This window comes from Cryobacterium sp. M23, assembly GCF_002929655.1.
In the GTDB taxonomy this organism is placed as follows: domain Bacteria; phylum Actinomycetota; class Actinomycetes; order Actinomycetales; family Microbacteriaceae; genus Cryobacterium; species Cryobacterium sandaracinum.
In genome coordinates, this window is record NZ_PJJV01000060.1 from 1 (window position 1) to 23,399 (window position 23,399).

Below are 23,399 nucleotides of genomic sequence, written 5' to 3' on the forward strand. Positions count from 1 at the left end.
ATCATCACAGCTGCGGCCCTCGCCAAGGCTCAGTTCCGTGAAGGATTAGGACCCTTTCGGATAAGTCCAGTTCCCGCTTGTCCGAAACCCGCCGATCCCGGCCCGTGCCGGGAAGATGGGATCGCCGCAGTCACTTCCTCCGAACGATCTCGATGGATCTCCGCGATCCTGATGTCAACTCGGGTTTCAGCGAGCCTCCGGTCAGTCCAGATCCACAGCTACGAGCCTACCGAAACCTCCGAACTGGATAATCCGTTCAACGCCGAAGCGGCGGGCCGCAGGTACACCGGTGCCAACCGATGCGTCCTGAACTGGGCGGACGGAGGCTTCTCTAGGTCTGAGACAATCGGACAAGGCCATCGGCGGAACACCATCGGGCACTCTGCGCGACACGGGGGGATGGCAGAGCAATGGGGGCATCCGTGCAACTGAAGACAGTGCAAATCAGCAACTTCCGTCGACTGAAGAACGTTTCAATCGATCTTGAGACCGGTACAACTATTTTCGTCGGCGCGAACAATAGCGGCAAGACATCCGCCGCCAGTGTCCTTCGCCTGCTGGTGAATGGTCGCGCCAAGGGCCTCACCGTCTTTGATTTCAGCGCGAGCTGCCTGGAAGCCCTGAGGAAGATCGCAGTGTCGGAGCCGGGTCAGGAACCACCACTCCCCGCAATCACCCTCGACTTGTGGTTCGACGTGACGGAGAATGAGCTCTACCGGGTTGTGGATCTCCTACCCAGTCTCGACTGGAATGATCAGCCCGTCGGGATTCGCTTGCAGTATCGACCTCGCAATGACGCAGAGTTACTCTCCCGATATCGCGATGCGAAGATAGCGGCAGGGCTGAAAGCGGAACAGTCATATCACCCCTGGCCCAGCAGTCTCCAGGAGTACCTCGAGAAGAAACTGCACTCCGAATACGAACTGGCCTACTTCGTTCTCGAGCACAGAATCACCGACGGAGAGCAGTCCAAGTGCTCGCCGATCGCACACCACTTGCCCAACTTGAAGGGTGAGGCGGCCGCAACCCTTGACGGATTGCTAACGCTTGATTATCTGGATGCCCAACGGTTTCTCTCCGACTCTGAGGCCAACTCACGCACGAAGGACCTGTCTAGGAGCCTCAGCCAGTTCTACCAACGCAACCTCGACAAGTTCGAGACAGACACCAGCGTCCTCCAGGCTCTGCATGTGTCAGAGGCAAGCTTCAACGACCACCTCGCGCAGGTGTTCGAATCCACCCTCAGTAGCCTGAACGCACTGGGCTATCCAGGGATCGAAGATCCCGAGCTCGTCATCAGGTCCAGCTTCACGGCGGACCAGATCATGGCGCAAGACACGTCCCTCCAGTATTCGCTCCCCCGCGCGGAAGGGGATCAAGTTGGGATCCACCTCCCGGAGAAGTACAACGGGCTTGGATTCAAGAATCTGATCTACATGGTCATCAAGATGCTGGACTTCCACCAGCAGTGGGTCGCCCAGGACGAGAGAACACCTGTCCACTTGGTGATCGTTGAGGAACCTGAAGCGCACCTTCACGCTCAACTCCAACAGGTCTTCATCAGCAAGATGCAAGAAATCATCTCGGATGACAGCGGCCTTACCACCCAACTCGTGGTAACAACACACTCGGCTCATGTCATCAACGAAAGTCGCTTCACTCCAATCAGGTACTTCCGACGCGTCCAATCCTCCACGGGAAGACACGAGTCTCAGGTTCGCGACGTTTCAAAGCTGAACACTCTCGAAAAGAACACGAAGAACTTCCTCGAGCGGTATATGAAGCTCACACACTGTGATCTCTTCTTCGCGGACGCGGTGATCCTCGTGGAGGGAAACGTGGAGCGCCTTCTGCTGCCCTCGATCATCGAAAAGAGCCAACGTTCATTGACGTCCAACTACCTCACAATTCTTGAGGTCGGCGGCGCGTTTGCCCACAAGTTCGATCCCCTCCTCGCTCTGCTCGGTCTCCCCACTCTGGTGATCACCGACCTCGACAGTGTCACCCCCTCGGCTGCGTCCGAGGGTTCCGACATCGACACCGCGAAGGAGAGCGTCGAGGACGACGGGCAGTCTGGGGTAACACCAGGCACGTCGTGCCCCGCAGATACTCCCTTGGCGGTGACCTCGAACGCAACCCTGCGAGACTGGCACCCCCGGAAGAACACGGTCAAAGAACTCCTTGGCCTCAACGACACCGCCAAGGAGTTCTCCCTCGGAACAGACAATCCGACACTTCTCCGTGTTGCCTACCAGACTTCCAGCAATGTCACCAAAGACGGGACCACCATCCTGGCGACCGGGCGCACGTTCGAGGAGACGTTCGCGTACGAGAACCTGGAATGGTTACTGAGCGACAAGCAACGTCTACGGTCGCTCTTGCCCGCACGATTCGATCACACGACAGCCACGTTGACCGACATCGTTGGGAAAATCCACGATCGAGTGAAGAGCTCCAGTTTCAAGAAGACCGAATTCGCCCTGGACCTCATGCTGTCGTCAGAGGAGTGGCAGTCCCCCAGCTACATCGTCGAAGGGCTCACCTGGCTTGACGCCACGATCAACCCTTCATCCACCACGCCCGCGACCGAACAGGTCCTTGTGCCATGACTGGCCGAATCGACAGTCCCGATACGGACGCAGACATCAAGCTCCGCGAGGTTCTCGCACGCCCTACCGCAACTTGCTTCGTTATGAACGCTGGCGCCGGGTCCGGGAAAACCACCTCACTCGTCAAAGCGCTCGCCCACCTTCGTGAAACGAACGGTGCGGAGCTCAGAAAGAACGGACAACAAGTCGCCTGCATCACCTACACCGAAGTGGCTGCCGGCGAGATCCACGGCGAGATCGAAGAGGATCCCCTTTTCCATGTGTCCACGATCCATAGTTTCCTCTGGACGGTGATCAAACCTTTCAAGCGAGATGTGTCGACGTGGGTAGAACACCGTATCGACGAGAAGATCGCTGCCCTACACGAGCACAACGCCAAACCCCGCACCCAGGCGAAGACGATCGAGAAGAACAGGCTTGAGATTGAGCGTCTGGAAAGGAACAAGGCTGCTCTGAACACTGTGACTTTGTTCACCTACGGTGTTGGCAGCCGTTACGACAGGGGAATCCTCGGTCACGACGACATCATCAAGATGGTTCCGCAACTCATCCTCGAGAAACCCCTGCTCCGGAAGCTGCTCGCGCAGCGGTACCCGTTCATCTTCGTGGACGAAAGCCAAGACACATTCCCCCAGGTGGTAGCAGCGCTAAAAGAGCTGTCGACCGATCCATCCTGCGACCTCTGCATTGGATTCTTCGGCGACCCCATGCAACAGATCTACGCGACAGGTGCTGGCGACATCACTCTGGAGTCCGGATGGGAACAGATCGACAAACCTGAAAACTTCCGCTGCCCCACTGCTGTGCTCTCGGTCATCAACAACATTCGACGCGAAGTCGCTGGTGCACTCATCCAGAAGGGCGGTCGACGCATACGAAACGGCGACTCAGACGAATATGTGCCAGGCGAAGCGCATCTGTTCGTGCTCCCGATCGATGAGGAGCGTAACAGCCACCTAACTAGGGTTCGAGAATGGCTCGCAACGAATACCCACGATCCGGAGTGGAGCGAGGATCACCGATCCCCCGATGTGCGGATCCTTGTCATTGAGCACCGTCTGGCCGCTCGACGGCTCGGCTTCGAGACCCTCTTCTCCTCCCACCACGATAAGAGTACGGACGCTCTTAAGACCGGCATCGCCGAAGGCACTGCCTGGACAATTCTTCCATTCGTGGATTACCTAACCCCGCTCGCCCAATCTGTGTGGGCGAGACAGAAGTTCCCGCAGATTCAGCTCATCCGTGCGCAGAGCCCTCTCATTCTCGACATCGGTGCGAGCCAGAACCCAAATTCTGTACTCAAGGCACTCTCCGCGGCCGCTGAATTGGTTGCGGAGATGTTGCGACCAGACAGCGACGCGACCGTGCGGACCGTTCTCCAGCATGCAACCAGAACCGGGCTGCTCGCGCTCGACGAGAGGTTCAAGGAGTATGAGTCGCTCATCAGCCAAACGTCTAGCATCGGTGATGCGTCCGATCCGACCACCAGCGTCCGCCCAGAAAGTGATGCAATCGCCCGGTTCTTGGAAGTCCCAGCACGAGAGCTTCTCTCCTACCAAAGCTACTTGGACGAGCATTCGGTCTACGCCACGCATCAGGGGGTGAAGGGGGCTGAGTTCGGTCGTGTGCTTGTACTTCTGGAAGATGACGCCGCCGCCGGGAACATGTTCTCTTACAACAAGCTTCTCGGTCTCCAGGAGCTCTCCGACAAGGACCGCGAAAACATCGCTGCCGGCCTCGAGAGCACAATCGACCGCACTCGCCGCCTGCTTTATGTGGGCTGCTCGCGCGCACAGCACACTCTTGCCGTCGTGATCTTCACCCCAGATGCATCAACAGCCGCAGGGCAGCTCAGGGAGCTCAACATCTTCGACTCGGGTTGTGTCCACGACCCAATTGACCTTCAACTGACACAGGCAACCTGAGAAGGGCGACGCTCCTGGAACCGACAACTTCGAAGGCGGAAGCCGCCTTAATTTCAAAGCGCTGTCATCGGGCCACGCCACACAGCTACGTAGCGAACCGAGCGGGGCTGTCGTCTCCACCGGCCGGTAAGACAGCTCACCGGAGCAAGCCGATGAGGGCGCATCTGTCCGAAGGTCAGAAACCCGCCAGTCCATGCCGCGGGTTCCCAGCCCTGAGTGTCGCCCAGGCCGCGACCGTATAGCTTCGCAACTATACGGTCGGCGTTGAGATTCGGATTCCACGCACTGTCCGACAACCACGGCGACACTGCACGGGGTCAGCCTGCAATCGGTCAGCAGCGCCGATGTGCAGACGACTGTTAACAACGACGGAATCGTGTGCGGGGTCCCCTTCCGGCTCCCCCGCGCACGCACCGCGATTAACAGCGCATATTCACGGTGGTGAGAGGCGTTCTTTCCCGCGACGGGATCACTCGAGTTAGGCCAGCAGATCGCCGAGCAGGATGTTGACGACAGCTTCCTCGTGGACGGCGGCGTTCGTCCGTTCCATCACCCCGGACAGCTGCTCGTCCCACGGGGTCGGCCGTCGGGCACCGTCCAACGGCTCGAACGGCCCGGTGGTCGCCGCGGCCGTGTAGTCGTCAGCGCCCATCCGCCACGGCACCCCGCCGGCGGAAAGCACCCGGCCGGTGATCAGGATCCCCGGCCAGTCGAAGTCACCGTGGTAGCGCACCGTCGCCCCGCCGCGGATCAGTGCGCGGAGCACCTGCCAGCCGGCGGCGGACCCTTGCCCAGACAGGCACACCAGCGGGGCGCCGACAGCCGAGCGCGCGGCAGCGGAGAGGATCTGCGGGTTCTCGCACGCGAACACCTCGGAGCCCAGTTCGGCCAACGTCAGGTCGCCGGCAGTTCGCAGCTCCTGCGTCGTCAGGTGCGTGACCAGGCCGAGGTCGGCGCGCTCCCGCATCATCACCGCCCACCGGGAGCCCCCGGGCGGGCGGAGTCCCCAGGTCATCGCCGTCCCGGACACGTCATCGGTGGCGACCCCGGCACGCTCCCACAGGCGGCGGGTGTCCTCACCGGAGACCGGTGGCGGCTCCTCGAACTTCACGGCCAGCGCCCGGACCATGAGGCGGGCGGCCGGCTTCCCCTCATCGAACCCGTGCGCTGTCCCGGTGGCCGTGGTCGCCAACTCCCCCAGCCCGAACACCGGACTGGATCCGATGTCCGGGTCATCGAACACGAGCGCGCGGGCGAGTTCACCCCACCCGATCTTGAACCCGGCGATCGCGTCCACCGCCAACGGTCCGATCTTGGTGAGGATCCCGGACCGGCGGACCCCCTCCACGAAAGCGTGCGCTTGGACCGGCGTGAACACGAGACCGGCCGCCTGGTCGAGGGCGGACAGGAGCTCCGCCGTGGACGCTGTCCGGTCCTCCCTGGCCTGCCGGCGGTCGGTGAGCGAGGACCCGGTGACGGCAGCGGTCACATCGGCGAGGTTCGCCTGCGGCGCGGACCGCCGTAACGCCATGTCGAGGGCGCCCAGTCCCACTCGGATGCGGCCGGGGCGGACGTCCGTCGCGCGCAGCAGGCCGCTCAGCCTGTCGGCGCCGTCCGCATCCACGTCCACGGTCACCACACCCGTCGCCGATAACCGGTTGGCTTCCAACCTCTTCCTGACCACCGCCCAGAAACCGGTGAGCGATGGATTCGACAGATAGTTGAGCAGTGGCTCCGGGATCGCGTCCATCACACCTCCCGGAGACGGTGGCGTTGCCCGTCCCAGTGGTAGCGGACCGCGGTTGTCGGTGACTCCTCACCGGTGGACCGGATCTCGTACTCATCTAACGAGTCGAGGTTCGCATAGTGCAGCCAGAGGTCAAATCCGGTCATCATGAAGTCGATGTCCCGTTCCACGAGGATAGAGGTGAGGATGCGCCGCCCATGATCATCCACCATCGCATACGCGTCGTCGAGGAGGATCAGGCGGGGTGCGATCGGAGGCAGCGCGCTCAGGTGCGAGTCGAGCGCGGACATCAACGCCAGGTAGGTGACGTAGCGCAGCTCCCCTTCGGAGAGTTTCGCGCCTTTCAACGTGCGCTCCTGCTTGTCGTTCGGCCCCAGCACAATCGGTTCGACGATGTACCAGTTGCGGTAGTCGAGGCTGTCCGTGAGCGCTTTCCCGTACCCTTCGGCGCGGTTGACGTTGTAAGCGTCCTCGACGGTCTGCCGGAGCAGGGTGGAAAGCTCCTCGTTCTCGGCGGCCGAGCGCACCTGATCGGGGATCGCCACCAGATCGCGGATGCGGTTCACCGCGTCGGTGACATCGTCTTTGCCGACGAACCGGAGTCGCACCCCGATTCCGTTGCTGGTGCGGTGCTGCGACACCAGTTCGGAGGTATCCCGGATGGTGTCGCGAGCTAGGCGGATGACCCTCCGCATGTCATTGGCCACACCGTCGACGATGAACCGGGAGAACACCTCCGCCTCCGACTGGATGATCGCCTGCCGGCCGGTCTCCGCGCGCCGGGCTAGGTCCGCAGCGGCGGCAGGCAGGGCGTGGGTGCCTTCCCCGCCGGTCAGCTCCACGAGCAGGACACCGTGGGTGGTAGTCCGGTGCACGTCGAACATCTGGGTTACATGGTCGCGGAGGGTGTCCACAGCCGCATGCACATCGTCCAGGGACACGGTGCGCTGCCGGGCGATGCTCGCCCGAAGCCACGCCAGCAGCTCCGCCGGGGCCGCCTGGTCAGGGGTGCCCGCCACGGAAACCGCGTCGGTGACCCCAGGGAGGCGAAGGATGGCGTGCACGTGGCCGGCCGCGTCAGCAGCGTTCTCGGCCATGGCAACGGCCCGGTCGGAGGCGTTGTCGACGACCGTGACCGCGGCACCGCGTTTGGTTGCCGCCTCCAACGCTTCACTGTCGGTCTTGGCTTTCATCGTGGTCGCCGTCCCAAGTTGGGCGTCGACAGTGCCGAGTTCGGCCATGACCTGTTCGGCGCTCACTCCGATGGTCGCTTCGAGCTTGCGGATGACGGCCGCTTCGGCGCGCCACCGCTCCCCTGACTGCTCGGCGAGCAGAAGCTGGCTGTCGGCGGCGGTGATCGCAGCGCCGGCAGCGCCGGTCGCCGCCTCAAACGCCCGCAGCTGACGGGTGAGCGTCCCGGTGAGGGCGATGGCCGTGTCGCAAGAGCCGACGGTGGTGCGCAACTGTTGGACGCACCCCCGCAGGGCCGGCTCCGTGGCGGGGAGCCCAGAGTGCTGGCAGGCGCGGCGGTGGACGGCCTCCCGGTCATCCCAGGCTGTCCGAGCCAGGAGCGATTCGGCGCTGGCGGCGACGGCGGCCGACCACAGGGCATCTGCCGCAGTCGCCGCCGAGCTGTTGGCCGCGTCCGCCCGGATGACCGCGGCTGCGGTTGGGGCGGCGCTCACCTGGGCGCGCATCGCCGTCCGCAACGCGGCGGCTGACGCGGCATCAATATCGCACACGATGAGGAGGTCGGCGAGTTCACCAAGCCGGATACTGATCTGTTCGAGCTGGGTGACCCGCGCGCGCTCCTGGGCGGTGGCGCCGATGTGCCGGGCGGGGGTGACCGGGGAACGTCCGGCGAGGAGGCCGGTGCGCCAGGACCCGTCCTCGTGGACGCTCACCGGGTGGGCGGGGTCGTTGAACCCGAGCCGATCCAGGATCTGCGCGACCCCCGGGGCGGCCGGGTCAGCGGTCAAAATTTCGCTGAGCGGGCGTGCGGCTGCCGTCCCGCGCGCGGACACGAGAAGCTCCCCGATCACCGGCTGCACGCCGTCCTCGGTGACGGTGGCGGTGAGAATCCCGGAGGCACGAAGCGCGCTCTCCACCGCATCCTGCGTCCGCTCGGGCACGCCAGGGCGGAAGTCCACCGTCTCCCAGAACGAGGGTCCGTCGACCACGGTCACCCACGGTTGCCGCTCTGGCGTGGGTGTCCGGTGGTCCACCAGGGCATCCTGATCCGCGGTGAGTACCTTCTGCTCGACGGTGAACGCAGAGCGGCGGTCCCGAACCTGCTGGGCGGTGACGGCCACGCGGTCGAAGGCGTCGGCGGCGACGCTCTCCGCGACCCCGTCCAGCTCGTGCACGGGTGGGAGGGTGCCGTCGGCGAGGATGCTGGCCAGGTTCGTCGCCGCCCAGTCCACGTCACCGAACAGGATGCCTGTGGCCGGGTGCCGCGCCCACCCGGCCCACGCGACGCTCAGGGTGTCCCGGGCGGCTTCTGCCTGCGTCGCCGCAGCCAGCGCGGCGTCCCGGGCAACGTGGGCCGCGCGCTCCGCTTTCAGGGTGTCCCGCTCGAGCGACTCCACGGCACGTTCATCGTGGATCAGGTGCTGGGCGGTTTCCAGACGTGCCTCGGCGACACCGTGTTTGGTGTTCGCGGCGGTGCGGAGCACCGTGTGCTTGTCGGTGACCGTGTCGAGGTCAGCCGGGGTGATGGTGACCGCCGGGGTGCCGCCGGACACGTGGTCAACAGGCTCGTCCTCCACTGTTCGCCGGACGGTGACCGGGCGGGTGGGCCCAGACGTCACGATGACGGACACGGCCGGAAACGTGTGCGAGAGTCCCGCGTCAACCGCGCAGGCACCGGCCGCCCGGACAGCCTCGGCCAGGTTGTCGCCGGTCTCCGCCGCCGTGCCGGCTGCGGCCATCGCCCGTCCTACCGCCGCGTCCACACCAGCGGACAGGCGCCACCAGGAGCCAAGCTCGGAAGCCGCTGTGCCTTGAAACGCCGCGACCATGCTTCGGCGGTCCACGAACGCCAGCGCGCTCTTATACGCCGGAGACTTCTCCAACGCCGACTTCTGAGCGCTGAGGTCGGAGATTTGCTCTTTGAGCTCGCTGGCTTCCCTCGTCTTCTGCTGCCACCGGGCTTGCGCGGCGCCTTCCAGGTCCCGGGCGTTCTGCTCCGCCGCGGCCGCGGCTTCCGCCGACGCCACAGCCACCGTCAACCCCTGGGCTTCGCTGAGCAGGACGGTGGTGACGTACCCGCGGTACTCCTTCAACGTCTCGGAGGCGTGCCGGGATGCCTCCTCGATGTCGTGCTGCTGCTCCCGGGTGTCCTGCAGGTTATCCAGCGACAGGCCGGCGGAGCGGATGGTGGCATCCGGCATCGACGGCAGCGAATCTGTCAACAGCCGGGTGACGTCCTTCGCCCGGTACTTCGCGCCGAAATCCGGGGAGCGGAGGTTGTACATGACGCCGAACGCGGCCGCCAGCCGGGCCCGGCCGGCGTCATCGGTGACCCCGAACAGTTCCTGGGCGACCCGATTCCCGTGTTCCGTGCTCTGCTGGGTGATGTTGTGCGGGCCGACGAGTTCCCCGAGCTGCGCCCGGGACAGCGGGTGACGGGTGTCATCCATAAGGTGCAGCTCATGCCCGACCCGCAGCCCAGTGATGAAGAAGTGCACGTCGGAGGTGCTGGTGTTCCGGGAGTACTTGAAGTACGCGCCGACAGTGCGGTAGTCGCCGTCCCCGTTCACGTACTCCGCCCACACATACCCGACCCGGTTGCTGTCCTTGCCGAGCATCACCCGCATCAGCGAGTCGACGGTCACCGCCCCGGAGGAGCCGGAACCCATCCGGCGGCGATCTCCGGTCAGCAGGAACGGGAACAGCATGTCCATGCCCCGGGATTTCCCTGACCCGTTCGGGCCCCGGAACACGACCCGGCCGCCGGCGCACGGGAACTCGACGTTCGCGAACTTGTGGACGTTGACGATCCCGGCGCGTGCCAGTCGGAAGCGGTCCTCGAACTCCGGCGCTCTGGCGGTCGCCGCGAGGTCGGTGACGATGGCGTTGTTCATGATTCCTCTTCCAGGGCGTCGAACAAGCAGAGGTCCGCGGAGCCCGCCCCGGCATCCACTGTTTTCGGTGGAGCGGCCCGACGGGTGACCGTCGCGCCGTACCGCGCGGCCGCCGGATGCACAGTGACGGTGCCCGGGCCGACGGTGAGCAGCCCGACCGCGCGGAGGATGCTGATGACCGCGGCTGTCGCCCGGGCGGGGGCGGCCGGGTCGGACGGCTCGAAGTCGGACCGCAGATGCCCGCGGTGCGTGTCGAGGATCTCCGTGATGATCTGGTCGACCGTCTCGACGGTGACGGTGACCGCGCCGCCGCTGCCGGGCTGGCAGGTCCCGACCAGTTCGGTGACGAACATCAACGCCAATTGACGCGGCACCCCGGCCCCGGGAAACGGTTCGTCGGTGGCGTCATCAGCGAAATCCCAGGCGAGGGCGCCTTCCCGGCGCACCTCCAAATGCAACCCGAACAGCTCCTCTAGCTGCTGCTCCAACGTCCCGCGGTCCCGCGACCAAAACCGCTCTTCCTCATCGGTGAGGAGGGCACGGTCCAGGATGGGGTCCTCCACCAGCCGGCGGGCGAGGGTGCGAGCGGGGCGGTCGGCCCGAGCCTCCCCGATGAGCGGGTTGGCGAGCAGGTACGACAACGCCGTCTGGTCCACGCTCAGCAGCACTTCCGGGTCCCGACCGGCGCCCCACGCGGTCGCTGAGCCGTCGGTCTCCTCCACCACCCCGAATCCGGCGAGGAGGGTCACCGCCGTCACCAGGTCACGGCGTTCCGTGGACGAGTCCCCGGTGACAATCCCGGCCGTCGCAGCGTCGGAGCGCACCTGCGCGACCAGCGCGGAGATCAGCCATTGGTTAGCCGCCCCCGGGGCTTGCAGCGCTGCCGCGAGCAGGCACACGTACTGGTACACGCGCGGGCCGACCGGGCCGGCAGAGCCGTGCAGCGCACGGACCGGAGAGGTGTCGGGCAGCGGCGGTTTCAGCAGCCGGGCGAACGTGGATTCCACCACTAGCCGGTACCCGAGCGTCTCCCCGAACCGTCGTTTCAGTTCCGCGGAATGACGGCGCACCAGCAGGAAGACGTCCGGGTGGAGAGCTTGGGTGAGGAACGTGTGCCGTTCCAAATGCCGGGCGGCATCCCGGATTTCGTAACCGACCGCGTCGCTCATCCGGCCGCTTCCTCCCTGACCTGGCCCTGCGCCGAGGTGACGCTCAGCCGATGCCCGTGCACGGTGAGCACCCCTTCCTCGAACAGGATGGTGCTCACCCCGGCAATCGGCTCCCGGCTGAGGCGGAACCGCGCCTCCAGGTTCTCCGACGTGTCCGTGGACTGGTCGAGCAACGTCAGCTGGGTGTGCAGCAGCTCTTGCGCCCCGGAGGAGAGGCGCACCCCGTCGAGGGTGCCGGCCGCGATCAGCTCCGCCGCCGCCAGCTTCCGGCGTTGCATTTGCATGATCTCCTCCTGGTACGCCAGCTGCGTTTCCAGGACCGCATCCCGGATGGTGGCGGTGCGGCCGCGCGCTGACCGGTCGCCGCGCTCCCGGAGCGTGACGGGCACTTCCACATTTGGGGCGTTCCACCAGGAGGTGTTCGCGGACGGCGGGACGTTCTCATCATCGCCGAGCAGCAGATGCCGCCAGGAGTACACCCCGAACGAGTCCGCAAACAGCCGGTGCGCGTCCTCCTCCTCGGTGACGTGGAATCGTGTGGCGAGCCGGAGCAGGTCATCGCGCCGGGAATGACCCGAACCGGCGTCCGTGACGATGCGTTTCGCGTTCACCAACAGCTGCCCGAGGGCCTGCTCTGTGGCCGCCCGGAACGCCACCGGCCCGGATGTCTCCCCGTCAGCGGCGTACCATTCGCCAAGCCAAACCCAGTCGGACTCGGTGCGGCCCTGGCTGAGTTCGGTGTCCTTCGCTGTCAGCGTCTGCCAGAGGGCGAGGGTTTCCAGGACGCCAGGGATCTGCGGCTGCAGCTGGGTCAGGAGCGCGGAGATGCGTGGGGCGTGCTGCCGGACGTCGGTGCCGAGGATGTCGATGTAGCGCATCAGCGTGGTTTTCAACGCCAGGTATTCGTCGCCGACGATGTCGTACCGGGACAGAATCCCGGCGAGGTACGCGGTGAAGTCTCGCAGGCTGTCCCGGAACTCCCGGTGGGAGTTAAACGTGGTGGTGACCGCGGCCGCGATCAGGTCCGGGTTGTTCCCACCGGCGCTCTCCTCAAGCAGCCGGGTCAGCTGCTCCGCGATCACCCCCATGAGCTCCCGGGCGACCTCTTTGGCACCGTCGGTGGCGCTGACGATCGCGTCAGACTGGGAGGTGACCCGCGTGCCGAGCTTGGAGGCTTGGTAGCGGGATTTCGCGCGGCGCAGTTCCGCGATCGTCGTCACCCGGTAGTTGCGGACGGAGGGGATGACGTTGCCCCACCCCTTCAACTGGGTGCAGCGCGCTTCAACCTCATCTTCGGTGATCGAGAACCCGCTCATCGTCAGCTCGGACGCGATCTCAGCGGCGCTCATCTCCCGGGTGATGATGTCACCGGAGAGCAGCCGCATGATCCGGCGGTACTGCTCCGTCTGCTCGGTGTGCAAGTGGGCGTACAAGCTCAGTCGGGACGGGTCGCCGCTGTCTGGTTCAGTCACCGTCCACCGTCCTTCCGTTGCCGTCAGGTACGGCTCTTCAGAATGCTATCGGCGAGCACCGACATTAGTGGGCAGCTTGATCTCTTACCCATCACCGCGGTCTGAGAAAACCCGACGACCCTGCCATCAGGGCGAAGGTCACACAGATTCGCCGCCTCGCGTGGGTGCGAGTGCAGGACGTGCCATGGTGTGGTTGCCGGGACAAGCTGCGTTCCCGGATCAACCGGGACAGCGACCGGCCACCCACCATCGTCGGAGCCTCATCGCACATCATCACCACGACGCCTTGCGGCTCGGACGGCAGCCCGCGAATGAAATTCCCGCACGCCGGCAAACCCATCCCGTGCATGTTGTCGGTGGAGCGACCAGCCGGTCCTCCATCCCACGTCTGCCCTGGTTCGTTCAGTACCCAGCGGGCCGCCTGGCCAGATGGTCTGCACTACCAGTCACATTTCGCGCAGCAGGTTGCGATATCGATCTAGCAAAGCGAGATTGGCTGCTTCAGCTAGTGGAGCGCGGAGAGAGACCCGAACTTGTTCGTCCAGCCATAACGACAGGGAATCATCGACCTCGTGTTTGATCATCAGACCGCACGGGACAAGCCAGAGAGGATCTTCCATAAAGCGGATCATCAGCAAGTCTTGTGCGTCCTCGTTCCCGGAGAGATAGTCGGCACAAGTTACGCCGTCGGTGATGGCGACATCAGCATGACGCGACATCACCTGGGCAAAAATTGACGAGACATCATTCGTGACTATCTCTTGCAGTCGACCATTATCCGCTGACATGCCGAGATGAGTTCGTGCCACTTCAGCGCCGATCTCGCCTTCAACGACAATCGCCCTCACGTCTGCCCTTCGCAGGTCTGCCCGGGTTTTGATCTTCGTTGAGTCACGACGAACTACACCGCAAATTGCCATCTGGTGAATTCGTGCGGTGAAGGAGGCATTGCGGGCGCGCTCCGGAGTCTCCAGGAGACATGCCACCACATCGATCTTCCCTTCATTGAGCTGCCGCATCGCGTCGTCATTTCTGACGGGCACGTACTCAATGGTGAGCCCGTTGCGGACTCCGATGTCGTCAAACGCCGTTGCGTATAACCCCGCGGCTCCTCCTGCTGATCGGGAATAGCTGATTAAGGGTGGAAATGGAATGCACCCGACCCGGATCGTTTGCCGCGCTTGCATCATCGCAAGTGCCGAGGTCGACTCGAAGTTATGGACAGGTTCAGCTTCAGTACGCCGCTGACGATGCCAGTCGGAGAAACTCGGCCACGCGAACACAACGCCGAGGATGGCAGTGAGTGTCGTGATTCCGGTAATTGCCCAAGTTGCTGCACCTTCCATCAGCGCGACGCCTCCCATTCACTGCGCAACATGCCCATGATCAGCACCGACCGCCATTCGTCTCCAAAACTCCGGGACTCTCTTAAAAAGCCCTCAACTTGAAATCCTGCTCTCTGATAGCACGCAATCGCGGGCAAATTGTCAGTCGCCACGACGAGCTCGAAGCGATGAAAGCGTGCGTCTTCAAAGAACTGGTCTTCAATAACGCGCATCGCAGCCTGACCCAGCCCTCGCCCCCTCGCGGTTTGGGGGCCGATCAGGAACCGCTCGAGACGACCAAAGTGATTGGCCACGTCGATACTTCCGATCTCGAAGTAGCCAATCAAACGCTGGCTCTGCGGGTCACGCAACGCGAAAGCGCTTTGGTCAGGATCTGCCTGAATCGTCACTACGTGCGATTCGAAATCTGCGGTTCCAACTGGGTATGCCCATGTGTTCCCTGTCCAGTGGAAGTGTGTTGTCTTGTCATTTACCCAGGTGATCACCTCGGGGCACATGGAAGTTTCCATCGCTTCGATTACGAGTCTGGCATCCGTGCGCATCTAGTACCCGCGACCCTGACTTACGGCTGCGTCGGGCATACCGCCGCCTACCATTGATGTCCACGCAGCCTCAAAACTGCGTGCGCTGGGGATTTCACGCGTTGTCGTGCGACCCATCCCATAGAGCGGCGACCCTATCGCTGAATCTACGGCGGTACCCAGATAGACCGGAGGATTGGCAAGCAGCATGTAGTGCACGAGGTGGTGAGGTTCGGCGTTCGCGAAATCCGAGTGATTCTGAACCATTCACGGACTCACACGTACTAGTTGGTCCGCTACTGCCTTTGCGTATTGACGCGCAGCCTGTGGGTTGTCGTGCACGTAAAGAGATGGCTCGAACAGTTCAGCCTCGATCAGTAGCGGACCCTGCTGTTCATCAATAACCACGTCGAATCTCGCGTAAACAGGAGGGTTTGCGCCGTCGCTTGCCCATTCATGTCTGCGACTCATCTCGCGAATGGCTGCCATTGATAGGTCCCCAAGGGCGAGTTCCTCCGTCTCGGCGCTCGCGGATCGTGGAGTCTCTTGATAGGAGCCACTCAGAAAACCACCGCCGCGAGCGAGTAGCGCTCCCTTCGTGATGGCATGTGAGAACCGTCCGCCGAAATAGAACAACGCCTTTTCTCGTCCGGCAGAGAGCGACGCAACCTCAGGTTGGATCATGACTTCCTTGCCAGCATCGAGGATGCGCTGAGCGAGGCCGAATAGTGCGTCATCTTCCTTACGGAAAAGCCCCGTGTTTCGCGAGCCGGCTGAGATTGAGGGCTTGATAACCTGCCAGGAGGACGAGAGCGAGTGAACAGAGGTTATTACCTCACGAAGGTCCGTGCAGTACGAGGTCTGAATTATCGGGATACCGCATGAATGAAGTTCATCGAGGTAGCGCTTGTTCAAGTTCCATCTGATGAGCTCTGGATTGTTAAAGACGCGAGTCTGCATGGCCACGCGTTGCAACCAATCATCGAACTCTGACGATCGATTGGAATAGTCCCAAGGCGAACGAATGACTATTGCGTCGAAAGAGGACCAATCGGTACGTTCATCGTGCCACACCGTTGGGACGGCAGTTATCCCCTCTCGAAACAGTGCCTCGATAACGGACGGTGTGTCATGGTCAGTGTGACCACCGCCGTCATAGTGGTCGGTTACCACCAGCCCAACGAATAGTGCTCTCATCTGGCTTGTTCCCCCATTTTTTTCGAGACGACACTGCCTGATTTGTCGCCCCTACCGACCCCTCTCGGGTTAGGTTAGCGTAGGTTAATGGCGGTTTTGACTCGCCGCAGTTCGTCGGCTGTGGCCGTGTGATCGCGGAGGAGGCACAAAACCTTCCGACGGCGAGCACGACCGAGAAGCTGCGAAGTAGATCGAGCGTCGCTGCTCCGACGGTGCTGTCGCCGTCAATCTAGCTCCATGCCCCCGCAGGGCGGGTTAGTTGCGGTCACGAGAGACGTTTCCCGAAATCCGTGGACGCCGTGGTGAGTCTCCTTCCGGCGGTGAACAGGAGCTTCCTGGACGTTCGGTCAGTCTCAACCTTTCGAGTGCGGGTCGCCCCAGAACTGGGGTGTGTCCGCTGTCATATCTGATGCCGTGCATCTCAATATGGCTCAGAGGAGTTACTGCACGGGTGAATAGACCTGGTGCGCCAACTTCACCCTGATGACCGGCGACGCCTGTGCATCCGGTCTGGAAACGACCGTATCCACGTCTATCGATGAAGTGTCCCTCGGCGCGATGTACTACGTCACGACAGGCCTCTCTGCTGGCGTGCAGGAAAGCAGGCCAATCCAGAACCGGCCCGAGTGTGGCCTTTCGCATGGAGAGGCCGAGGGCGTATAGGACAGGGTCCCTTAGTTCGCTGCCGCCGCCGTTCCGCCGGTTCCGATGGCCGCGATCTTTATGATCATGGCCGGCACCAGGGCAGTCTCCTGAAATCGAGCGTCCGCCCGGTGTCGCCTTTCGACTCAGTCGATGCCCCAGAAGTCGGCGTGTGGCGAAGTCGGTCTGCCGCCAGAACGGGGGTACGTCTCGGCCACTGCCGGCCACGTCCGAGGGCCTAGTCTCCTATTGGAAACGTCCAAAGCCGAACCAAGGAGAGCCGTGGCCCAGACTCTGCGCGCTGCGCGATGGATTGCCGTCGGCATTCTTACATCGGCGTTCCTCCTCACTGGCTGCAGCTACGGAAGCAGTAACCAGTCAAACCAGATGCCCGACTGCGACGAGGTACTTGCGAGCGCTCTGCAGAGCGTGCGTATCGATGACACCTCTGGCGCGACCGACTCGAAGTTTCAATGGCTAACCGAGAACTGCTCGCACGAATACAACATCCTCGTCGATTACACCTCGGCGAGAGTCTCAGCACAGGGGACGCTTGGACCTGACTCCTGCGACGAACTCAACCAGTACCTCGTGCTGGAAGCCATCGACCTGCTGCGCGCCGACGGACTTTGCACAAGCGGAAGCGCTGCAGCCGCTGCGCCCGCGCCGGTCGAACAGCCCGGCGGCGGAATCGCCTGGAACGAGGCGGTCGGCTACGCCGGAACCGAGCAGCGCGTTTGCGGACCGCTCGCTGGGAACGGCTACTCCGATGACGATCTCTTCCTCAACCTCGGGCTCGACTACCCCGATCCACAGCGCTTCCAGATCGTCGTCTGGGATGTCGGTGGACTCGAACCCATCGCGTACGGTTCGCGGCTTTGCACGTCGGGCCTCATTACCGTGTACAACGGGGTCGCCCAGATCGAACTCGAAGACCCAAGTCTGATATCGATCTACGAGTAGTGCTCGCCGTTGTGCTGATCTCGCCCGCGAGAATCACCAACCTACGTACGTCCACCCACTGACCGCGAGGAACCCCATGTCTGTCCAATCTGCGACGAATGCGCCCCTAAAACCGTTCCTCAAGCGGCCCTGGGTGTGGGTCGCCATCACTATCGCCGCTGTCTTTATTCTGAGCAATGTGAACGCGTTCCCCGGCGGTCGATACACGTGCACATGGAGCGGTGGCGCCCCGAGCGGCGAGCTTGCCGGCGACCTCGTTGTAACAGTTGGAACGTGGCCCTCCACATACCCGTTGAAAGCAAGGATCTTCACCCAAAACGGACCGGTCACCGTCAAGAACTGGTCGCACGCCCACTCCTCGTGGTCCCGGGAGATCAATGCGGAGATTCCGATCGGGAGTGACCGATTTCAAGCGTTGTGCGAACTCGGCTAAGACTTACCCGCCGACCCCTCAATTCGAGTGGAATGAAGGCGAAGTTGTGCCGATAAGGGCTCATATGACAAGCCCCGGCGCACTCCCCGGGACAGGCACCTTCCCGGATCAACCGGGCCAGCGACCGGCCACCCACCCCCGTTATAGCCTCCGAAGCCTCGTCGCACATCATCACCGGGACGCCTTGCGGCTCGGCCGGCAGCCCGCCACTGAAATCCCCGCGCGCCGGCGACCCCATCCCGCGCATGTACTCGGTGGAGCGACCAGCCGGTCCTCTATTCCACGTCTCGATCGACCGGGTGAGCTTCATCACGAAGAGTCGTATCATCCTGCTCGAGCCGCTCACACCCCTGGAGCACCATGAAGAACACGACCACCCCGCTAGCCCACCTCGATCTCAGCGAAAATCGCTGACCTCTTTGACGCAGAGACGTGTCCGGCCGACATCGCCCAGCACCTGACCGGGATGCTGCAGCCCTCCATGCCCGTCGGCGTCACGGTCGAGGTCTGGAGCATCGACGGTTACGAAACGTTCGCGCAGCTGCGGGACGGAATGACGGGCACCGAGGTAATCGAACAGCTGTGGCTCGGGGACACGGATCTCGTCCCTGAGGAAATGGTGCGACTGCTCGCAGACCTTCAGAGTGCTGCGGCGAGCGCGGACACCGGGCTGACACACGTCCCATTCGCCACCCGGAGCACGAAGCGCAATGCCCACTCGGTCCTCGTCGCCCTCAGGGCCCGCGTCGGAGCTGGTGTCGACTACCTGGGCACGAAGAACGGTGTGGCCATCTACCGGTTGCCCGGCGCGCTCGTGGGTGCACCCATCTTTGGGCTCGACATGGCTGCGGCGCACACCTGGGCGCGTCTGTTTGAGGCCCAGTTCGGCGAAATCCCGGGCGTGCGGTAGATCGACGGAGCGTCTCGCACTCTCGCTTAGTGCCTTCCTGCCGCTGCCTGGCCGATAGCGGCAGGAAGTCTCCAGTTCGTGGCCGAGGGCGACCTGCTTCCCCGGGGTACCGTTGAAGTTCGTCTTGACATCAATTCGCAAATGCCCAGTCCTCCAGAGGAACCATTCACATGCCCGATGAACTTTCGCTGTTTGACCTTGGCGGCCCTCCCGCGGTCTCGGCAGCCATGCCCCTAATGATCTCATCAGAGCAACGCAGCACGATTCGCGAGGCATTTAAATGCCTCGGAGTGCTGGACGCGCGAGCGCAATTCGAGGTCGTCTTTCAGCTCACTGCCCAACGGGTGCGCTCCCCCGACGAGTTGCAGGCTTCGCACGCACAGCAGCTCATTCTCGGGCTCGCAGAGCGGACTCGTGCCCTGGGAACCGAACGCACAGGCAACGCTTGGGCAGACCGCGAGGAAGACACCTGGATCGACAGACTGTGAACAACCTTCGAGTAAGTCTTGGGAGGCAATGCGACATTCTGGGAGAGACGCTGGCTCAGGTCGGCCACAGGACCCGCGAGACCGCAGTCGACCCCATAAGGGTTCGATAAGCGATGCTCCCAACTCCTCCACTTCGGGATGGTCACCTCCTGGTGATCCTCTCGAACCCTCCGACCACGAGCGGGGCGCGCACGCTCCAACGAGTGCAACTGGCAAAGGAGACGCTCGGCCACTCAACAGTCTCCATCGCCAACGTGTTCTCCATCTCCACCTATCGCACTCGCGGCATAACCATCGCCGGCGTCGAACCCGAGGGATGGATCGCTGCCCGCTCGGAACTGACCGCAGCCCTCAAAACCGCTGATGCGGTGATTCTGGCCTATGGCTGTCAGGAGCCATCAGGTGCCGCTCGGTACCATTTCCGGGATCAGTTGGCGTGGCTCCAGACTGAGATCGACTTTCTTGGCCTCACCGTCTGGATGATAGACGGGCAGCCACGCCATCCGTCTCGGTGGCATCGTCATACCCATGCGCAGCATCCGTCCCTGACATTCTCTGAGGCGCTCCCAGTCGTCCTCAAAGAGGTCATTCCCAAAGGCAGCCTGACCAACAGTGTCCCAACGGGCTAAGTCGACGCTGAAGGACCAGACAGCGAACCGATTGCCGGACAAAACCGGTCGGCGTCGCCGCAAGCAACACCCGCATCTGGATCGCGACGTGTGTGCCGTTACCGGGCGACGGGTCTGGCCTGCCTGGCCGACCGCTCGTCGGCCAAGCGCACGGAGCATAGCATCATCACGCGGCGCTTCACCCTGCGGTGCGGACCGCACCGGATCGGCTACCACCTGCGCCTGCCGGAGGAGGCTGAATTCTCAAACTCGTTCGTCGTAAACCTGACGGTGGGGGCGACGGGGAATGCTCGACCTCGACGATAGGCTGACCCCAGACCGACGAGCAGGGGTGGCAGTGAAGTTCAAGTGGGTGCCGCCTGCCAAGACGGCGATAATTCAGATTCCGAAGCCATTCACCGCGGTCTCCCCGCTTGCCAAGGCAGCGACCCTCGCCATTCCCCTGCCTACACCCATCCTGCCCGGCCTTCGAATCGCCCCTGTCACTCAAGGTCCCTCGGTGACAAGCTCTGATATCCCGCAGCTTGAAGGCGACGCCGCGAAGGCGGTCGCACATCGAGGCAGCCACATCCAGATCATCGCGGCGGCCGGGTCTGGCAAGACCGAGGTCGTTTCGCAGCGCGTGGCGTCGCTGCTCGCCGACGGCGAGGCTCCCGAGTCGATCGTGGCGTTCACATTCACCGAGAAGGCTGCCTCCGAGCTGAAGGAGCGTATCCGCGAGCGCGTTACCGCCCGGATGGGCGCCGAGGCAACGGATCAACTGGGTCGCCTGTTTGTCGGTACGATCCACGCTTATTGTTTCCGCATGCTGCAGACGCACGTGCCGCGCTACGAGACGTACACGCCGCTCGACGCGAGCCAACTAACAAACTTTGTCTACCAGGAGTGCCGGTTCATCGGCATCAACGACCTGACACCGAATGACGGAACCTTCAAGAGCATCGGGACGTTCCAGCGCGGCATTGACGTGATCGAGAACGAGCTAATTGACGTCGAGTCGCTACCGGCGAGTGATTTCCAAACCGCTGTGCATGCGTACTACGCGACGCTCGACCGCTTTCAGTTCATGTCGTTCGGCACGCAGATTGTGCGCGCGGTTGAAGCGCTTGCCGATCCGACGGTCCTGGCAGCGGTCACTGCTCCCCTGCGCCACCTCATCGTCGACGAATACCAGGACGTTAACCCCGCGCAGGAGAAGCTAGTTGAGCTGCTCGCGAAGCCGCATGGCACCGCCGACGTCGTTGTCGTGGGCGACGATGACCAGGCGATCTACCAGTGGCGTGGCTCGTCGGTCGCGAACATCGTTACGTTTGCCGACCGGTACCCAGCCGTTGCTCAGTTCAAGCTCCTCACGAACCGCCGTTCGCGCCCCGGCATCGTCGAGGTCGCGAACCTGTTCGCGCAGACGATACCCGGCCGCATCGCCAAACAGATGCTGCCGTTCCGCGAGGCCGACGGATCGAGTGTCGCTCTCTCACGCGACCCGGGCAGCGAGCACGACGCGGCAGACGAGATCGCCCGCCAGATCGTGGACCTCCACACGAAAGGCCTCCCATACCGCGACATGGCGATGCTCGTACGCGGTCGGGCAGCGTACCCCGCACTGATGGACGCCCTAGCGAAGGCCGGAATCCCCGTGCAAGCGGGCGGTCGTTCGGGCCTGTTCGCACAGTCCGAACCCCAAGTGTTCGGTGCAACTTACGCGTGGATCAGCGACATCGACTGGACCACAGCAAAGTACGGGCAGCGGCAGCGGATCACCCTGGAGCGGCTGGTCGACGACTACACCGCCGCGTTCGACCTCCCCGACGAGACGCGCCCGAAGCTCTCGGCGCACCTCGAGGGTTGGAAGCAAAAAGCTCTGGCGAGCTCGTTCAACGAGAGTCTCGTGCGCGACTTCTACGAGCTGATGGGGATGCTCGGCGTTAAGAAGTGGGACCTGTCCGATGAACTCACCCGCAATCGCCTTGGCACGATCGCCCGGTTCACGACCGTGCTCGCCGACTACGAGGGCGTCAGCTGGCGGTCTCGGAGGGATCAAGCCAAGCCTGGCGAGCAAGTCGGCGGACGCAGCGGCGGTCTGTGGTTCTACAAGAATCTCGCGATCCTGCTAACGAACTACGCGGTAAGCAACTACGACGACTTCGCTGGCGAGGAGGGCCACCTCGACGACGGTGTCGCGCTGGGCACTATTCACGGATCGAAAGGTCTGGAGTGGCCTGTCGTGTTCCTGCCGTCACTAGTGAAGACGCGTTTCCCGTCAAGCATGAGCGGACGCGCCCAGGTTTGGCCCGAGGAATTGCTCGGCCGCTTCGACGAGCAGCGTTATGAGGGCACCGACGCCGACGAGCGCCGCCTGTTCTACGTCGCAATCACGCGTGCCCGCGACGCGGTGCTGTTGTCGAGCTTCTCTCGCCTCAACGGCGGAAAGAACCGCGCTGCATCGCCTTACTACGCAGAGGTCGTGAACGCCTACGACACGGCAGGGACCCCGACCTCGGCGACGAGCAAGGGATTCTTGTCCGGAGCTGACCTGGCTATAACTTACAGCGAGCTCGCGACGTTCGAGTCGTGCCCGCGCAGTTACCTGCTAAAGAACGAGCTTGGCTTCATGCCGGCGATCCAGCCGGAAATGGGCTATGGCAACGCAGTACACCACACAATGCGCGTACTGGCCGAGCGAACGCAGGCAACGGGCACAGTACCCACGGCGCATCAGGTCGACCAGCTGCTCGATTCCGAATTCTTCCTGCCCTACGCCAACAAAGCCGGTCACAAAGAGATGCGCGAGAAAGCACGCAAACTCGTGATGCGCTACGTGAACGACCACTCGACGGAGTTGCTGCGGACATGGGCGACCGAGCGTCCGTTCGAACTGTATATCGACGGGGCCGTGATCTCTGGCCGGGCCGACGTGATCTACGACAACCAGGGCGGTCAGGTCGGTCGCCTCGCGATTGTTGACTACAAGACGTCCACGGGCGGGCAGATCGACCCTCTACAACTGCAGATCTACTCCGAAGCCGGCCGCCGCGAGGGGCTCGACGTTGGCGCCGCCTTCATACACGACCTCGGAGCCGAGCGGCGCTTCGACGTTCCTATCGACAAAGACGCCGTCACGAAAGCTGAGACTCAGATTATCGCGACGCTCGACAGCCTGCGCCGGCGCGACTTCGAGCCGAAGCCGGGCCGCCGCAAATGCCGCGAGTGCGACGTGCGAAACATATGCTCGGCCGCACCGCAGCGGTGACGGGCCGGCGAGG

At 63.2% G+C, this 23,399-nt stretch carries 14 protein-coding genes and 1 pseudogene; 8 read left to right on the forward strand and 7 right to left on the reverse strand.

What is annotated here, in order from left to right:
- The first annotated feature begins 422 nt into the window (after positions 1–422).
- Both CXY82_RS05285 and CXY82_RS05290 read left to right on the forward strand, forming a co-directional pair.
- A complete protein-coding gene (locus CXY82_RS05285) occupies positions 423–2,609 on the forward strand; it encodes an ATP-dependent endonuclease (protein WP_158252127.1) in 2,187 nt (728 codons plus the stop codon).
- Entirely contained in the window at positions 2,606–4,534 is a 1,929-nt protein-coding gene (locus tag CXY82_RS05290) for a UvrD-helicase domain-containing protein (protein WP_104169993.1), read from the forward strand. Before CXY82_RS05285 ends, CXY82_RS05290 begins: the two co-directional genes overlap by 4 nt.
- A 478-nt stretch (positions 4,535–5,012) precedes the next feature.
- Here CXY82_RS05290 and CXY82_RS05295 read toward each other — a convergent pair whose 3' ends face one another.
- The 7 genes from CXY82_RS05295 to CXY82_RS05325 form a co-directional block, all read right to left on the reverse strand.
- The gene (locus tag CXY82_RS05295) at positions 5,013–6,284 is read right to left on the reverse strand and encodes a TIGR02679 family protein (protein ID WP_104169994.1); all 1,272 of its coding nucleotides are present in this window, start codon (positions 6,282–6,284) and stop codon (positions 5,013–5,015) included.
- Positions 6,284–10,366, reverse strand: coding sequence for a TIGR02680 family protein (locus tag CXY82_RS05300; protein WP_104169995.1), 4,083 nt, complete (start codon positions 10,364–10,366; stop codon positions 6,284–6,286). The genes CXY82_RS05295 and CXY82_RS05300 overlap by 1 nt, the downstream gene beginning before the upstream one ends.
- On the reverse strand, positions 10,363–11,535 hold the full coding sequence (locus CXY82_RS05305; RefSeq protein WP_104169996.1) for a TIGR02678 family protein: 1,173 nt from the start codon (positions 11,533–11,535) through the stop codon (positions 10,363–10,365). The genes CXY82_RS05300 and CXY82_RS05305 overlap by 4 nt, the downstream gene beginning before the upstream one ends.
- Positions 11,532–13,007 carry a DUF2397 domain-containing protein gene (locus CXY82_RS05310; RefSeq protein ID WP_146069055.1) on the reverse strand — a complete coding sequence of 492 codons (1,476 nt, stop codon included), beginning with the start codon at positions 13,005–13,007 and terminating at the stop codon, positions 11,532–11,534. The genes CXY82_RS05305 and CXY82_RS05310 overlap by 4 nt, the downstream gene beginning before the upstream one ends.
- 446 nt (positions 13,008–13,453) lie before the next feature.
- The gene (locus CXY82_RS05315; protein WP_158252128.1) at positions 13,454–14,353 is read right to left on the reverse strand and encodes an ABC transporter substrate-binding protein; all 900 of its coding nucleotides are present in this window, start codon (positions 14,351–14,353) and stop codon (positions 13,454–13,456) included.
- The gene (locus tag CXY82_RS05320) at positions 14,353–14,895 is read right to left on the reverse strand and encodes a GNAT family N-acetyltransferase (protein ID WP_104169999.1); all 543 of its coding nucleotides are present in this window, start codon (positions 14,893–14,895) and stop codon (positions 14,353–14,355) included. Before CXY82_RS05320 ends, CXY82_RS05315 begins: the two co-directional genes overlap by 1 nt.
- Positions 14,896–15,141: 246 nt before the next feature.
- Complete coding sequence (locus CXY82_RS05325) at positions 15,142–16,071, reverse strand: RimK family alpha-L-glutamate ligase (protein ID WP_146069056.1); 930 nt, start codon at positions 16,069–16,071, stop codon at positions 15,142–15,144.
- 924 nt (positions 16,072–16,995) lie between these two features.
- Here CXY82_RS05325 and CXY82_RS05330 point away from each other — a divergent pair.
- From CXY82_RS05330 to CXY82_RS05355, 6 genes and pseudogenes are all read left to right on the forward strand, one after another.
- The gene (locus CXY82_RS05330; protein ID WP_146069057.1) at positions 16,996–17,676 is read left to right on the forward strand and encodes a hypothetical protein; all 681 of its coding nucleotides are present in this window, start codon (positions 16,996–16,998) and stop codon (positions 17,674–17,676) included.
- An 899-nt stretch (positions 17,677–18,575) separates the two neighbouring features.
- A complete protein-coding gene (locus CXY82_RS05340) occupies positions 18,576–19,019 on the forward strand; it encodes a hypothetical protein (RefSeq protein WP_104170003.1) in 444 nt (147 codons plus the stop codon).
- Positions 19,020–19,189: 170 nt separating this feature from the next.
- On the forward strand, positions 19,190–19,507 hold the full coding sequence (locus CXY82_RS05345; protein ID WP_104170004.1) for a hypothetical protein: 318 nt from the start codon (positions 19,190–19,192) through the stop codon (positions 19,505–19,507).
- A 113-nt stretch (positions 19,508–19,620) separates the two neighbouring features.
- A complete protein-coding gene (locus CXY82_RS05350) occupies positions 19,621–20,136 on the forward strand; it encodes a DUF1643 domain-containing protein (RefSeq protein WP_104170005.1) in 516 nt (171 codons plus the stop codon).
- A gap of 60 nt (positions 20,137–20,196) precedes the next feature.
- A pseudogene (locus tag CXY82_RS18525) lies at positions 20,197–20,364 on the forward strand (IS481 family transposase); the annotation flags it as partial.
- A 58-nt stretch (positions 20,365–20,422) separates the two neighbouring features.
- Positions 20,423–23,386: an ATP-dependent DNA helicase gene (locus CXY82_RS05355; protein WP_199180887.1), complete on the forward strand. Its 2,964-nt coding sequence runs from the start codon at positions 20,423–20,425 to the stop codon at positions 23,384–23,386.
- Positions 23,387–23,399 lie beyond the last annotated feature (13 nt).

Coding starts and splice junctions, on each gene's coding strand:
- CXY82_RS05290 (WP_104169993.1), top strand. CDS start 2,606: ATGACTGGCCGAATCGACAGTCCCGATACGGACGCAGACATCAAGCTC.
- CXY82_RS05295 (WP_104169994.1), bottom strand. CDS start 6,284: ATGGACGCGATCCCGGAGCCACTGCTCAACTATCTGTCGAATCCATCG.
- CXY82_RS05300 (WP_104169995.1), bottom strand. CDS start 10,366: ATGAACAACGCCATCGTCACCGACCTCGCGGCGACCGCCAGAGCGCCG.
- CXY82_RS05305 (WP_104169996.1), bottom strand. CDS start 11,535: ATGAGCGACGCGGTCGGTTACGAAATCCGGGATGCCGCCCGGCATTTG.
- CXY82_RS05315 (WP_158252128.1), bottom strand. CDS start 14,353: ATGGAAGGTGCAGCAACTTGGGCAATTACCGGAATCACGACACTCACT.
- CXY82_RS05320 (WP_104169999.1), bottom strand. CDS start 14,895: ATGCGCACGGATGCCAGACTCGTAATCGAAGCGATGGAAACTTCCATG.
- CXY82_RS05325 (WP_146069056.1), bottom strand. CDS start 16,071: ATGAGAGCACTATTCGTTGGGCTGGTGGTAACCGACCACTATGACGGC.
- CXY82_RS05340 (WP_104170003.1), top strand. CDS start 18,576: ATGCTGCAGCCCTCCATGCCCGTCGGCGTCACGGTCGAGGTCTGGAGC.
- CXY82_RS05345 (WP_104170004.1), top strand. CDS start 19,190: ATGCCCGATGAACTTTCGCTGTTTGACCTTGGCGGCCCTCCCGCGGTC.
- CXY82_RS05350 (WP_104170005.1), top strand. CDS start 19,621: ATGCTCCCAACTCCTCCACTTCGGGATGGTCACCTCCTGGTGATCCTC.
- CXY82_RS05355 (WP_199180887.1), top strand. CDS start 20,423: ATGCTCGACCTCGACGATAGGCTGACCCCAGACCGACGAGCAGGGGTG.